Origin of the sequence: Streptomyces sp. SD31, assembly GCF_052068475.1 — a bacterium.
Classification (GTDB): domain Bacteria; phylum Actinomycetota; class Actinomycetes; order Streptomycetales; family Streptomycetaceae; genus Streptomyces.
Window position 1 is genome coordinate 104,511 of record NZ_JBQHCX010000008.1, and the last position, 13,602, is coordinate 118,112.

The window sequence follows — 13,602 nt, forward strand, 5'->3', positions numbered from 1 at the left end:
GACCTGTCCGTCACAGGGTTCCCGGAGCCACCATCCCCGACTCGTACGCCACGATGACCAACTGCGCCCGGTCCCGCGCCCCCAGCTTCCCCATGATGCGGCTGACGTGGGTCTTCGCCGTGAGCGGGCTCAGCCCCAACGCATCGGCGATTTCCGTGTTGTTGAGCCCGCGCGCGACCAGCGTCAGCACCTCGCGCTCGCGTTCGGACAGGCATTCGGGCCCGCCTGCCGTGGGTGGGGACGGACTGCGCAGGAACCGCTCGATCAGCCGTGCCGTCGGGCCCGGCGACAGCAGGGACTCGCCTGCCGCCACCGTGCGGATGGCGTCCAGGAGTTCGGCCGGGCGGGTGTCCTTGACGAGGAATCCGGAGGCGCCGGCGCGCAGCGCGTCCACGATGTTCTCGTCGGTGTCGTAGGTGGTGAGGACCAGTACCCGTACGCCGGCCAGGTCCTCGTCCGCCGCGATCAGGCGGGTCGCCTCGATGCCGTCGAGGTCGGGCATGCGGATGTCCATCACGACGAGGTCGGGGCGCGAGCCGCAGGCCAGTTCCGCGGCCTCCCGGCCGGTGGCCGCCTGGCCGACGACCTCCATGTCGGGAGCGGACTCGACCAGCATGGCGAACGCCTCCCGCACGAGCGTCTGGTCGTCCGCGAGCAGGACGCGGATCATCGCTCTCCTCCCCGCTCGTTCCCGATCGGCAGTACGGCCCTCACCTGGAAACCCCCCTCGTCGCCCGGTCCGGCGTCGAGTGTGCCACCCACGCTGCGGGCCCGCTCCCGCATGCCGACGAGGCCGTAGCCGGGGTGGTGCGGGGTGGCGGCGGGGCAGGCGCCGTCGTCGGTGACCGACACACGCAGGGCGCCCTGCTCCTCGTACAGCTCGACGCGTACGGCCGGGTCGGGCCCCGCGTGCCGGACCACGTTCGTCAGCGCCTCCTGGACGATGCGGTAGGCGGCCGCGCCCACGGCGGGCGGCGCCTGCCGTACCCGTACCGCCGACTCGACCCGCGCCCCCGCCAGCCGCGCCGTCTCCACCAGGTCCGCCACCCCGTCGAGGCCGGGCAGCGGGCCGCGGGCCTCGCCCGCCACGCCCTGTTCGCGCAGCAGCTCCAGCGTCGTGCGTACCTCACCGCGGGCCGTGCGGCAGGTGTCGGCGATGTCGTCGAGGGCCTTCGCGATCGTCCGGCGATCCAGCCGCTCGGGGTCGGCGGCCAGGACGTGCGCGGCGACGGAGGTCTGGACCCCGATGAGCGTGATGCTGTGGGCGAGCAGGTCGTGCAGGTCGCGGGCGATCCGCAGGCGCTCCTCCGCGACCCGGCGGCGGGCCTCCTCCTCACGGGTGCGCTCGGCGCGCTCGGCGCGTTCGACGATGGAGGCGACGTACTGGCGGTAGTAGCGGACGTCGATGCCGCAGAAGAGGAACGCGACGACCCAGCCGGAGATCCGCAGGATCTCCATGGTCCCGTCGGGGTTGGTGAGGGCGTTGAGGAGCAGTGTCACGCCGAGGACGCCGGCGCCGGTGAGCAGCGTGCGGCGCACCGTGCCGGTCGCCGCGACCGTGTACAGCACCACCAGGGTGGCGAGGATGGGCGCGGCGTGGTTGTTCTCCAGGGCGTGGTACGGGGTGATGCAGACCATCACCACGAGCAGGGCCGGCAGCGGGCGGTGACGCCGCCACACCAGGGGCACATGGGCAGCGAGCAGCAGGATCCAGCCCAGCGCGTCGGGCCGCATCCCCTGGTCGCCCAACAGGGCCATGACCGTGGCCACGGCAGCCCATGCCACGGCCAGCAGGGCGTCGTTGCGTGTGCGGTGCGGCGCGGTCAGGGGGTCGCGGTTGATCGCGGCCATGACCCGCTCGCCGATGCGGGGTCGCGGCGCTGTGGTGGTCGGCTGCACGGGGTTCATCTTCCGGGACGGGGGCGCCCCTCCGGGAGGGAGGGGCGCCGGTCGGTCAGGAGACGGAGACGGGCACGGGCTCCGGTTCCTTCGGCGGTACGGGCGGCCGGGACCCGTCGGGTTCGCGGGAGAGCCGGCCCGGCCACCACACCCTGCGCCCCAGCGCCACGCTCGCGCTGGTGACCAGGTAGGTGCGGACGAGGAAGGTGTCCAGCAGCACGCCCACCGCGATGACGAAGCCCAGCTCGACGAGGGGCACCAGCGGCATGTTGGTGAGCACCGCGAAGGTGGCGGCGAGGACGAGCCCGGCGGAGGCGATGACACCGCCCGTGGTCCGCAGCGCGGTCAGTGCGGCCGACGCCGGTTCGGCACCGTTGAGGCACTCCTCGCGCATCCGGTGCATCAGGAAGATGCCGTAGTCGACGCCGAGCGCCACCAGGAACACGAAGGAGAGCAGCCCCAGCCCCGGATCCGTGCCCTCGAAGCCGAAGACCGGCCCGAAGACCAGTCCGCCGATGCCGAGCGCCGCGCCCCACACCGCGACCACGGCCGCCACCAGGATCAGCGGCGCGACGAGCGAGCGCAGCAGGGCGACGAGGATCAGCAGCACGGACAGCAGCACGATCGGTACGACGACCAGACGGTCCCGGGCGTTGGTGTCCTTCAGGTCGAGCTGCTCGGCGCTCGGCCCGCCGACATAGGAGCCGTCGAGCTTGTCGCGCAGGGCCTCAATGGTGGCGGTCTCCCCGGCGGACTGGGGCGGGGAGGTGGCGAGGACGGAGATCTCGGTCCAGCCGTCTCCGGTACGGCCTTCCCTCGCGCTGTCGACGCCCCGGGTGCCGCGGATCGACGCGAGGGCCTCGTCGGCACGGCCTTGCGGCGCGAGGACGGTGATGGGCTGGGTGCCGCGCTCGGGGTAGGCCGCGGCGAGCGTCTCCATGGCGGCGACCGCGTCGGGCTTACTGGTGAAGGAATCCTGCTGCTTGAGGCTGCCGGGCAGGTTCAGGGCACCGAGGGCCAGCGCACCGAGCAGGACGGCGCCGCCCGCGAGGACGGTCAGCGGCCGGCGGCCGGCGGAGCTGCCCATCGCGGTGAACAGGGACCGGCGGGCCTTGGGCGTGCTGCCGTAGCGGGGGACGAGCGGCCAGAACACGCGCCGCCCGAGCAGGACGAGGATCGCGGGCAGCAGCGTCAGCATGGCGACGAGCGCGCACAGCACGCCGACCGTGCCGAGCGGGCCCATGCCCCGGCTGGAGTTGAGGTCGGCGGCGAGCAGGCACAGCAGCCCCGCGGCGACGGTGCCGGAGGAGGCGAGGACGGCGGGCCCGCAGCCCTTGAGCGCGGCGGCCATGGCGTCGTACGGCCGCTCGATGCGTCGTAGCTCCTCGCGGTAGCGGGAGACGAGCAGCAGGGCGTAGTCGGTGCCCGCGCCGAACACGAGGATCGTCATGATGCCGGAGCTCTGGCCCGAGACGGATGTCCCGAACCCCTGGTTGAGGCCGTAGGCGACGCCCATCGACAGGTAGTCGGCGATGCCCGCGACGGCGAGCGGCACGAGCCACAGGAAGGGGCTGCGGTAGATGAGGATCAGCAGCAGCGCGACCACGGCGGCGGTGGTGTACAGCAGCGGTCCGTCGAGCGAGTTGTAGACCTCGCTCGCGTCGGTGGCGAGCGCGCCCTCGCCGCCGACGTCGACGCTGAGCCCGTCGCCGCCCTTGGCCACCTCCCGGACGTCGTTGACGAGGGCGTCGCGCTTGTCCTCGTCCTGGCCGGGCTCGGTGCTGGCCACCGGGTACATCAGGGTGGTGCCGTCCTTCGACGGGATGCTCTGCGGTGCGCCGGTCAGCTGGTGCCGGCCGGCGATTCGGTCGATCTGCTCGGCCGCCGTCGCCCTGTCGGCGGCGGTCAGCCCGCCGTCCCGGTGGTAGACGACGACCATCTCGGTGGCCTCACCCCCGGGCAACCGGTCCTGGATCCTGGCCACTTGCGTGGAATCGGCGCTCGCCGGCAGGTAGTCGACGGCACGGTCGCGCTGGACGTCCGCCAGCTTCGACGCGAACGGCGACGCGATCGCGAGCACCGCGATCCACAGCCCGAGCACGAGCCAGGGCACGGCCCGTCGTCGCCGTGCACTTGTCCTTGCGGCCCCCATGAGACGGGCCCCCCTCCGGATCGGGTGTCTGGGTCGGTCTCCAGACTCCCGGCGGACAGGGGCCGGATCGTCGGGCGGGAGGGCGAGTTCGGGAGTACCGCCCAGGGCGACGGAACGACGGGATTACTCCCCCGGGAGTACCGCGGACCGAACGCCGGTGGCTGCCCGTCGCCGGGGACATCGCCCTGGCCGTCGGGCTGCTCGTCGCCGATGTCGTCGGGGTCGTCGCGGCCTTCCTGCTCGGGCGTGGGCATCGCCGGCCGCCTCGTGCTGCTGACCGCCGCGCTGCCGTACCGCCTGCGTGCCGTCGTCAGCGCCTGCCTGCGGGTGCTCGTCGGCATGGCCGTGGTGGTCCTCGCCGTCATCGGCACGCGGTTCGACGCCGAGCGCGCTGCCCAGGCCTACGACGGTGTGCGTGCCGCCGCCGCCAGCAGCCGGGTCACGTCCTCGCCGCAGATGGTGAGGGCCGTGCCGACCGTCGACAGGACATCCCGTTCGGCGGGTGTGTAGGGGCCGTCGGCCAGGGCGATACGCGCCCCTTGGAGCAGGATCGATTCCCGCCCGGCCGGTGCGAGGTGCGGGGCCAGCGGGTCCAGCGCCTCGTGGAGCTCTATGGCCAGCCCGGCACCGCAGGGCTCGGAGAAGACCCGCCCGGTGTCGGCCGCCAGCGCCTCGACCAGGGCGCCCAGCTGTTCCTCCGTGCAGTCGTCGAAGCCGGCCGCGCGCACCGTGGCCGCCGCGGCCTCCAGGGAGGGACGGGCGCAGGTGCCGCCCGCCGCCAGTACCGCGAGGGCGACGGTGTGGACGGCGTCGCGGAGCATCGCGGAGAAGCGGGTGGTGGTCGGGTGGTCCAGGACGTCGGTGCCGAAGTGACGGCGGCAGGCCGCGCACTCCACGACGGGACCGGTCTCGCCGCGCGGCAGGACCGGCACGCCGAGGAAGGTGAAGCGGCGATGCCCGCTCAGCCGCTGGTAGTTGCGGTCGCCCCCGCACCCCGGGCAGAAGAACTCGCCGTCCCCGACGGCCGACCACGCGGTGCGGGTGCCCAGGATGCGCGCAAGCCTGGCGGCACGGCCGTCTCGTCCCCGTCCTGGCAGCACGTCGCACCTCCGTAACGCCGCGGCAACATCGCCGCGCTTGCGTGATGTTAGCCACATCACGGACGCGGAGTCAGCACCCTGGACGAGACCTTCCCGTGACCTGCACAGTCCAATGGCCGGAAACAGACGGACCCCGCCCGCCGAGATACGGCGGACGGGGCGTCTGAACACGGGGCACGACAACGCCCTAAAGGGGCGCGGGGCGGTGACATATGGGGCTCCGCCGCATGGGCGCGACAAGCCACGACGAACCCGCACGCACCCACTCTCCAGTGGACCTACGGCGAGAGCTGACCGTCAACGAGCCGCCCGGTTGACGGCGGAGACGACCGCCTTCAGCGAAGCCCGCGTCGTGTTCGCATCGATACCGATCCCCCACAGAACCTTGCCGTCGATCGCACACTCGATATACGACGCGGCCTGCGCGGACGCGCCCTCGCTCATCGTGTGCTCCTGGTAGTCCAGCAGCCGTACGTCGATCCCGATGGCCTGCAGCGCGTCGAAAAAGGCCGAGATCGGACCGTTGCCGGAGCCGGTCAGGACGGTGTCCTGACCATCCACCGTGGCCTCCACCTTCAGCGTGTCCACGCCGTCGGTGTCGGTGGTCGACTGGTTGTTCTTGACCTGGATACGACCCCAGGGGTTCTCCGGGTTCGGCAGGTACTCGTCCTGGAAGACCGACCAGATGTCGGAGCCGGTGACCTCGCCGCCCTCGGCGTCCGTCTTCGCCTGGATGAGCTTGGAGAACTCGATCTGCATCCGGCGCGGCAGGTCCAGCTTGTGGTCGTTCTTCAGGACGTAGGCGATACCGCCCTTGCCGGACTGCGAGTTGACGCGAATGACCGCCTCGTACGACCGCCCGACGTCCTTCGGGTCGATCGGCAGGTAGGGCACGGCCCACTCGATGTCGTCGACCGTGACACCCTTCGCGGCCGCGTCGGCCTCCATGGCGTCGAAGCCCTTCTTGATGGCGTCCTGGTGGGAGCCGGAGAAGGACGTGTAGACCAGGTCGCCCACGTACGGGTGACGCGGGTGGACCTCCATCTGGTTGCAGTACTCCCACGTGCGACGGATCTCGTCGATGTCGGAGAAGTCGATCTGCGGGTCGACACCCTGGGAGAACAGGTTCATGCCCAGGGTGACCAGGTCGACGTTGCCGGTGCGCTCGCCCTGCCCGAACAGACAGCCCTCGACGCGGTCGGCGCCGGCCATCAGCGCCAGCTCGGCGGCGGCGACGGCGGTACCGCGGTCGTTGTGCGGGTGGACGGAGACGCAGACGTACTCGCGGCGCGACAGGTTGCGGCTCATCCACTCGAAGCGGTCCGCGTGCGTGGACGGCGTCGAACGCTCCACGGTGGCGGGCAGGTTGAGGATGATCTCGCGGCCCGGACCCGGCTGGTAGACGTCCATGACCGCCTCGCAGACCTCCAGCGCGAAGTCCAGCTCGGTGTCGGTGAAGATCTCGGGGCTGTACTGGTAGCCGAACTCCGTCTCCGGACCCAGCAGCTTCTCGGCGTACTCCATCACCAGGCGGGTGCCGTCGACGGCGATCTGCTTGATGTCGTCCTTGGAGCCGCGGAAGACCACCCGGCGGAAGACGGGGGCCGTGGCGTTGTACAGGTGCACGGTCGCGCGCTTGGCGCCCTTCAGGGACTCCACCGTGCGCTCGATCAGGTCCTCGCGGGCCTGGGTCAGTACGGAGATGGTGACGTCATCGGGGATCGCGCCCGGCTCTTCGATGATCGACCGTACGAAGTCGAAGTCCGTCTGCCCCGACGCCGGGAAGCCGACCTCGATCTCCTTGTAGCCCATCTTGACCAGCTGATCGAACATCCGGCGCTTGCGCTCGGGCGACATCGGGTCGATCAGGGCCTGGTTGCCGTCGCGCAGGTCGGTGGAGAGCCAGCGGGGGGCGGCGGTGATCCGGTTGTTCGGCCAGGTGCGGTCGGGGATGTCGACCTGCTCGTACTGACCGTACTTGTGGATCGGCATGCGGCTGGGCTGCTGGCGGTTCGCCATGATTGCGGGGCTCCTCTTGGTGTCCGAATGGACGGCCGACACGCAACGCGAAGCTCCGCGGGGAGGGAGTCGACCTGGACTACAGGCCCTCGCCGCGGCAGCTAAGAAGAAGCAGCCCGAAACGCATGATGCGCAGCATGCTAGCCGAGCCCCTTCCGGATGCGGGGTGCCGTATCAGTATGCGGGACCCGCCGAACAAATGGGGCAAAAGGTGCGCCATATCACTTCGTCACGGAGAGTGCAGCTTGCTGTCCGCATATTTCACCAATCATGGTTGCCCCTAGTGACACCGACCTCACGCAGTGCGATGGTGCCCGGCATGACGACACACGGGGGCTTCGAGCCCGTCTTCTGCACCGTCGTTCCGCCACACGTCCTGGACAAGCTGGCCCGCAACGACGACCCCGCACTCTCCGGCCCGGCCCGCCGGACCCTCATGCGCGACAGCGAGCTGCGCGGCAAGCGCCGGGTGACCACCGAGTTCGCCCTCGCCCAGGCGCCGCAGGCAAAGGCACCGTCGGACCAGCCGCTGCGCACCATCTACGACGCCGAGCACGGCACCGCACTGCCCGGCACCAAGGTCCGCGGCGAGGGCACCGACCCCGGCCAGGACGCCACGGTCAACCGCGCCTACGCCGGCCTCGGAGCCACCTTCGACCTCTTCCTCAAGGCCTACGCCCGCCACTCCATCGACGGCGACGGCCTGCCCCTGGACGCCACCGTCCACTACGACGAGAACTACAACAACGCCTTCTGGAACGGCGAGCAGATGGTGTTCGGCGACGGTGACGGCGAGATCTTCGTCGACTTCACCATCCCGATCGACGTCATCGGCCACGAGCTCACCCACGGCGTCACCCAGTACACGGCGAACCTCACGTACTACGGCCAGCCCGGCGCCCTGAACGAGTCGATGTCGGACGTCTTCGGTGCCCTCATCAAGCAGTACACGCTCGGCCAGACCACCGCCGAGGCCGACTGGCTGATCGGCGCGGGGCTCCTCGCCCCCAGCGTCTCCGGCAAGGCCCTGCGCTCCATGAAGGAGCCGGGCACCGCCTACGACGACGACGTCCTCGGCAAGGACCCGCAGCCCGCGACCATGGACGACTACGTCCGCACCGGCCGCGACAACGGCGGCGTCCACATCAACTCCGGCATCCCCAACCACGCCTTCTACCTGGCCGCCACCGCCCTCGGCGGCCACGCCTGGGAGAAGGCGGGGCAGATCTGGTACGACGTCCTGACCGGCGGCGAGCTGAGCGACCGCGCCCTGTTCACCGACTTCGCGGGGCTCACCGTCAAGGCCGCGCGGGAGCGCTTCGGCGACGGCGGGGACGAGTTCCAGGCCGTGGCGAAGGCATGGGAGCAGGTCGGGGTGCGGATCCTCTGAGTCCGTACTAGACAGGAACCCATGCGTATTCAGGTACGGCGCACGGGCGGATTCGCGGGTATCGAGCGGCACGCCGAGGTGGACACCTCGGGGCGGCCCGACGCCCAGGAGTGGCAGGCCCTGGCCGAGCGCGCGGTCGCGTCCGGCCGGGGCACGCCCCCGATCGGGGTTCCGGACGGCTTCAGCTACCAGATCACCGTGGACGGCAGGACGGTGTACTGCTCGGATCCCCGGCTCACGGACGAACAGCGCAAGCTGATCTCCCGGGTGCTGAAGGAAGGGGCGTAACGACCGGTTCACGCCGGGGCGTTGACTTCTGTTACCCGCGGTACGGATGATCCGGCGCATGGCGACTGACCCGATACCCCAGTTCCCGGCCGGCTTCCTGTGGGGCGTGTCCACTTCGGCCCATCAGATCGAGGGCGCGGCGGACGAGCGTGAGCCGTCCGTGTGGGACTCGTTCACCGCCGAGCCGGGACGGGTGAAGGACGGCTCCACGGCGGCGGTGGCCTGCGACCATGTCCACCGCTACCGCGAGGACGTGGCCCTGCTGGCCGACCTGGGCGTGGACGCGTACCGCTTCTCGATCTCCTGGCCACGGGTGCGTGCGGAGCACGGCCTCGACTTCTACGACCGCCTGGTGGACGGGCTGTGCGCGGCCGGCGTACGGCCGGTTCCGACGCTCTTCCACTGGGATCTGCCGGCCGCGCTGGACTGGCTGGACCGGGACACGGCGGCCCGGTTCGCCGAGTACGTGTCCGTGGTCGCCGAACGCCTGGGCGACCGCGTCCAGAAGTGGATCACGATCAACGAACCCGCCGAGCACACCCTGCTGGGCCACGCCCTCGGCACCCACGCGCCGGGCAAGCGGCTGCTCTTCGACGCCCTCCCGGTCGCCCACCACCAGCTGCTGGCCCACGGTCTCGCCGTACGCGCCCTGCGCGCGGCCGGCGCGACGGACATCGGGATCGCCAACTCTCACGGCCCGACCTGGCCGGCGTCGCGGGAGCAGGCGGACCAGGAGGCGGCGGGCTTCTACGACGTACTCCTCAACCGGCTCTTCGCCGACCCCCTGCTCCTGGGCGAATACCCCGAGGGCATCGGCGAGTTGATGCCGGGAGACGTGGCGTCGGATCTGAAGGTCATCGCGGAGCCGCTCGACTTCTATGGCATCAACTACTACGCCCCGACCCGTGTGGGCGCTCCACAGGGCACCGAGATCGAGTTCGGCGGGGTCAGCATGCCCGCCGAACTGCCTTTCTCGGTCAGGGAGATCGACGGCGTACCCACGACGGACTTCGGCTGGCCGGTGGTCCCCGAGGGCCTGACGGAGCTGCTCACCGACTTCCGGGAGCGGTACGGCGACCGCCTGCCGCCGATCGTCATCACCGAGAACGGCTGCTCGTACGAGGGCGTCGACGACCAGGACAGGATCGCCTACCTGGACGGCCACATCCGCGCACTGCACCGGGCGGTCGAGGCGGGGGTGGACGTACGCGGGTACTTCGTCTGGTCGCTGCTCGACAACTTCGAGTGGGCGGAGGGGTATGCGCGGCGGTTCGGCCTGGTGCATGTGGACTACGAGACGCTGAAGCGGACGCCCAAGGCATCGTACGGCTGGCTGCGGGACGTGCTCCGGGCGCAGAGATGACGGTGGACGCCCTCGCCGAGCCGGTCGACCGGGTCGGCCGGGGCTGGACGGCGGCGCTGTCGCTGGCCAACGTGGCGATCTGGGTGGGCTGGTACGGCCCGCTGCAGATCCTGCTCGCCCAGCAGGCGGAGGACTTCGCGCCCGGCACGGGGATGTCGAAGGAGACGCTGCTGGCATGGGTGACCGGCATGGGCGCGGTCGTGTCACTGCTGGCGAACCCGTTCTTCGGCGCGCTGTCGGACCGCACCACGGCCCGCTGGGGTCGCCGTACTCCGTGGATCGTGGCCGGTGCGGCGGGCGGCGCGCTGTCGCTGCTGCTGCTCGCCGGGGCGGACGGGCTGTGGACGATGGCGTTCGGCTGGTGCCTGGTCCAGCTGACCCTGAACGCGGCCTTCGCGGCGGTGACGGCCGCGGTGCCGGACCGGGTGCCGCGCCTGCAACGAGGCGTGGTGGGCGGCTGGTTGGGCGCGGCGCAGATCCTCGGCGCGGTCGCCGGGACGGGGCTGGCGACGGCGGTGGGCGGGATCGCGGCGGGGTATGCGGCGTGCGCGGTGTTCGCGGTGGCGGGGGTGCTGCCGTACGTGCTGCGGTACCGGGATCTCGGGCTGGGGGCCGCGGACCGGCCGACGTGGTCGGCGAGGGCCTTCTTCAGCGGTTTCTGGCTGAGCCCGCGCCGCTACCCCGACTTCGGCTGGGCCTGGCTGACCCGCTTCCTGATCAACCTCAGCAACGCGCTGGTGATCCTCTACCTGCTGTACTACCTGCGGGACCGTCTGCGTTACGCGGACCCCGAGCAGGGCGTTCTGATCCTCACCGCGGTGAACAGCGTGACCCTGCTGGCCACGGTCGTGGTGGGGGGCATCTGGTCGGACCGGGTGGGGCGCCGTAAACCGTTCGTGATGTGGTCCGGGGTGCTGATGGCAGCGGCCACGGCCCTGCTGTCGGTCTGGCAGAGCTGGCCGGGCGCGATCGTCGTGGCGGCGCTGCTGGGCGTGGCCCTCGGAGTGTTCATGTCGGTCGACTTCGCCCTGATGACGGACGTACTGCCGAAGGCAGGGGACCGCGGCAAGGACCTGGGCGTGATCAACGTGGCGAATGCCTTGCCGCAAGTCGCGGCACCCGCCCTCGCCGCCCCGGTCGTGACGTACCTGGGCGGCTACCGGGTGCTGTACGCGGTAGCGGCCGTGATCGGGTTGGCGGGGGCGGTGTTGGTGGGGCGGATCAGGGGCGTGGATTAGTCAGCACCGGTTCGGCAACGTCCCCAAGGGGCGCGGGGCCGCATCGATTTGCGGCTCCGCCGCGTGGGCGCGAGCAGCCACAACAGACCCGCAGCCGCCCGACCACCCCCCGCGGCACCCCTTAGAGCGCTCCGGCATCCCTCGCGGCGTAAACCGACGGATACACCGGCCGATATCCCAGCTCCCGCCGGATCCGCTCCGTGGACATAATCACCAGCCACGGATCGGGATCAGTCCGGCCGTACAGTTCCTCGGGCACCTCGACCCCGTTCAGCTGGTGCAACTCCACCGCCGTGACGGGCGCGTCGTCGGCGATGTTGTAGATCCGCCCGGCGATCCCCGGCGCATGCAGGATCCGCAGCAACCCCTGGGCCACGTCCGCGTGATGCCCCATGTGCAGCCGCTGGGTCGCCGCCCAGTTCCCGGCCCACATCAGGGACTGGGCGAGATGCGGATCGCCCTCGCCGTAGACGAACGGGAGCCGGGCGACGCGTACGTCGAAGCCTGCCATCCCGAGCAGCTCCCGCTCGGCCTCGGCCTTGGACTCGCCGTAGGCGCCCCACATCGGGCCGCCGGGCCGGGTCTCGTCGTCCTCGGTCAGCGGGCGCCCCCGCCCGATGCCGTACACGATGCCCGTACTGACCTGCACGAAGCGCCGCACGCCGGAGGCCAGCGCGGCACGGCCCAGCTCCACGGCCGCGTCCCGGTTGACCGCCCACGCCTCCTCGTCCGGCACCCCGCGGAAGGACGCCGCGACGTTCACGACCGCGTCGACCCCGGCGACGGCCTTGCCGAGCGCCTCCGCATCACGCAGATCACCGACCACCACTTCGGCGCCCAGCTCGGCGAACGGCTCGCCCCGCGCCGCGTCCCGCACCAGCACCCGCACCCGCTCCCCCGGCCGGGCCTGCGCCAGCAGCCTCGGCACGAACCGCCGGCCGACCTGCCCCGTCGCACCCGTCACCAACGTCAGCATGTTCTGCTCCTCTCGTCACCGACCACCCTCGGACGCATCCGGTACACGTGGGAGAGACCCGTTGATCAGGGGATCGGCAGTCCCTGGATAAGCCGGGCGCGCTCCCGCACGCTGGTGAGGTGAACCGAGCCGAACTCGCCGACTTCCTGCGCCGTGGCCGTGCCCGGCTGACCCCGTCCGACGTGGGCCTGACGCCGGGCGCCCGGCGTCGCACGCCCGGCCTGCGCCGCGAGGAGGTGGCGCAGCTGGCGGGCATGTCGGTGGACTACTACACCCGCCTCGAACAGTCCCGGGGCCCGCGCCCGTCCCGCCAGATGCTGACGGCGCTGGCCCGCGCGCTGCGCCTGACCGACGTCGAGCAGGACCACCTGTTCCACCTGGCCGGCGAGGAGCCCCCGCGCCGCGAGACGGCGTCGGCGCATGTGCGTCCCGGGCTGCTGCTGATCCTGGACCGGCTGCACGACACCCCGGCGCAGGTGGTGAACGACTGCGGCGAGGTGCTGGCCCAGAACGCGATGGCCAGGGCCCTGGTCGGCGACGTGATGTCCCGCCCGCGCCGCGAGCGCAACCTGACCCGCCTGTTCTTCCTGGACCCGGCCGCGCGCACCCTCTTCCCTCCGGAGGACCTCGCGGGCCACGCGCGCGCCCACGTGGCCACCCTGCGCGCGGTGGCCGCGGCCCGCCCCGACGACCCGGAACCGGCCGGGCTGGTCGCCGAACTACGGGCGTCCAGCGAGGAGTTCGCGCGCCTGTGGGACGAGCACGAGGTGTCCCAGCGCAACCGGGCGACGAAACGCTTCGTGCACCCGCTGGTCGGCCTCCTGGAGCTGGACTGCGAGGTCATGGTCAGCCACGAGCACCACCACCTGCTGGTCGTCCACACCGCCCGCCCGGGCACCGAGGTCTACGAGCGCCTGCAACTCCTGCGCGTGGTGGGCCTGCAGGACATGTCACCCAGCCAGGCCTGACCGCACCGAGGCGGCACTGCCGGCATCCGGTAGCTGACCTTCCGGTAATTGAGGCTGGAATTACCCCTTGCCGACCGTGACCCCACGCGCATCAATGGGAACGGCAGTTCCGACGGTCCGTCAGATTTACCCCCCACGCGGCGTGCCGCACCACGTTCGCCTGCGGCCGACGGCCTGCTCATGCACCTCCCGTCCATCCCCACACGGCA

At 71.4% G+C, this 13,602-nt stretch carries 11 protein-coding genes; 5 read left to right on the plus strand and 6 right to left on the minus strand.

Annotation, left to right across the window (positions count from 1 at the left end; translation table 11 throughout):
- Positions 1-10: 10 nt before the first annotated feature.
- From ACTMVF_RS18605 to leuA, 5 genes are all read right to left on the minus strand, one after another.
- Complete coding sequence (locus ACTMVF_RS18605; protein WP_441272183.1) at positions 11-670, minus strand: response regulator; 660 nt, start codon at positions 668-670, stop codon at positions 11-13.
- The gene (locus ACTMVF_RS18610; RefSeq protein ID WP_441272184.1) at positions 667-1,908 is read right to left on the minus strand and encodes a sensor histidine kinase; all 1,242 of its coding nucleotides are present in this window, start codon (positions 1,906-1,908) and stop codon (positions 667-669) included. The genes ACTMVF_RS18605 and ACTMVF_RS18610 overlap by 4 nt, the downstream gene beginning before the upstream one ends.
- 46 nt (positions 1,909-1,954) lie before the next feature.
- Positions 1,955-4,051, minus strand: a complete 2,097-nt coding sequence (locus ACTMVF_RS18615) for an MMPL family transporter (RefSeq protein ID WP_441272185.1) — start codon at positions 4,049-4,051, stop codon at positions 1,955-1,957.
- A gap of 401 nt (positions 4,052-4,452) precedes the next feature.
- Positions 4,453-5,151, minus strand: coding sequence for a TerB family tellurite resistance protein (locus tag ACTMVF_RS18620; RefSeq protein WP_441272186.1), 699 nt, complete (start codon positions 5,149-5,151; stop codon positions 4,453-4,455).
- A gap of 297 nt (positions 5,152-5,448) precedes the next feature.
- Entirely contained in the window at positions 5,449-7,170 is a 1,722-nt protein-coding gene (gene leuA / locus ACTMVF_RS18625; protein ID WP_441272187.1) for a 2-isopropylmalate synthase, read from the minus strand.
- A 319-nt stretch (positions 7,171-7,489) separates the two neighbouring features.
- Here leuA and ACTMVF_RS18630 point away from each other — a divergent pair, with 319 nt between their 5' ends.
- The 4 genes from ACTMVF_RS18630 to ACTMVF_RS18645 are packed head-to-tail and all read left to right on the plus strand — an operon-like array spanning position 7,490 to position 11,449.
- Positions 7,490-8,560, plus strand: a complete 1,071-nt coding sequence (locus tag ACTMVF_RS18630) for a M4 family metallopeptidase (protein WP_441272188.1) — start codon at positions 7,490-7,492, stop codon at positions 8,558-8,560.
- 21 nt (positions 8,561-8,581) lie between these two features.
- Positions 8,582-8,848, plus strand: a complete 267-nt coding sequence (locus tag ACTMVF_RS18635) for a protealysin inhibitor emfourin (protein WP_441272189.1) — start codon at positions 8,582-8,584, stop codon at positions 8,846-8,848.
- Between the two features lie 46 nt (positions 8,849-8,894).
- Entirely contained in the window at positions 8,895-10,211 is a 1,317-nt protein-coding gene (locus tag ACTMVF_RS18640; protein ID WP_441272190.1) for a GH1 family beta-glucosidase, read from the plus strand.
- On the plus strand, positions 10,208-11,449 hold the full coding sequence (locus ACTMVF_RS18645) for an MFS transporter (RefSeq protein WP_441272191.1): 1,242 nt from the start codon (positions 10,208-10,210) through the stop codon (positions 11,447-11,449). The genes ACTMVF_RS18640 and ACTMVF_RS18645 overlap by 4 nt, the downstream gene beginning before the upstream one ends.
- Positions 11,450-11,570: 121 nt before the next feature.
- Here the strand turns inward: ACTMVF_RS18645 and ACTMVF_RS18650 are convergent, their stop codons facing one another.
- Positions 11,571-12,425, minus strand: coding sequence for an NAD-dependent epimerase/dehydratase family protein (locus ACTMVF_RS18650; RefSeq protein ID WP_441272192.1), 855 nt, complete (start codon positions 12,423-12,425; stop codon positions 11,571-11,573).
- A gap of 119 nt (positions 12,426-12,544) precedes the next feature.
- Between ACTMVF_RS18650 and ACTMVF_RS18655 the strand changes: the two genes are divergently transcribed.
- Positions 12,545-13,393 carry a helix-turn-helix transcriptional regulator gene (locus ACTMVF_RS18655; RefSeq protein WP_441272193.1) on the plus strand — a complete coding sequence of 283 codons (849 nt, stop codon included), beginning with the start codon at positions 12,545-12,547 and terminating at the stop codon, positions 13,391-13,393.
- Positions 13,394-13,602: the final 209 nt, after the last annotated feature.

What these genes read in the sequence shown, in the direction of transcription:
- ACTMVF_RS18605 (WP_441272183.1), bottom strand. Translation starts at nt 670, where the DNA reads ATGATCCGCGTCCTGCTCGCGGACGACCAGACGCTCGTGCGGGAGGCG.
- ACTMVF_RS18610 (WP_441272184.1), bottom strand. Translation starts at nt 1,908, where the DNA reads ATGAACCCCGTGCAGCCGACCACCACAGCGCCGCGACCCCGCATCGGC.
- ACTMVF_RS18615 (WP_441272185.1), bottom strand. Translation starts at nt 4,051, where the DNA reads ATGGGGGCCGCAAGGACAAGTGCACGGCGACGACGGGCCGTGCCCTGG.
- leuA (WP_441272187.1), bottom strand. Translation starts at nt 7,170, where the DNA reads ATGGCGAACCGCCAGCAGCCCAGCCGCATGCCGATCCACAAGTACGGT.
- ACTMVF_RS18630 (WP_441272188.1), top strand. Translation starts at nt 7,490, where the DNA reads ATGACGACACACGGGGGCTTCGAGCCCGTCTTCTGCACCGTCGTTCCG.
- ACTMVF_RS18635 (WP_441272189.1), top strand. Translation starts at nt 8,582, where the DNA reads ATGCGTATTCAGGTACGGCGCACGGGCGGATTCGCGGGTATCGAGCGG.
- ACTMVF_RS18640 (WP_441272190.1), top strand. Translation starts at nt 8,895, where the DNA reads ATGATCCGGCGCATGGCGACTGACCCGATACCCCAGTTCCCGGCCGGC.
- ACTMVF_RS18645 (WP_441272191.1), top strand. Translation starts at nt 10,208, where the DNA reads ATGACGGTGGACGCCCTCGCCGAGCCGGTCGACCGGGTCGGCCGGGGC.
- ACTMVF_RS18650 (WP_441272192.1), bottom strand. Translation starts at nt 12,425, where the DNA reads ATGCTGACGTTGGTGACGGGTGCGACGGGGCAGGTCGGCCGGCGGTTC.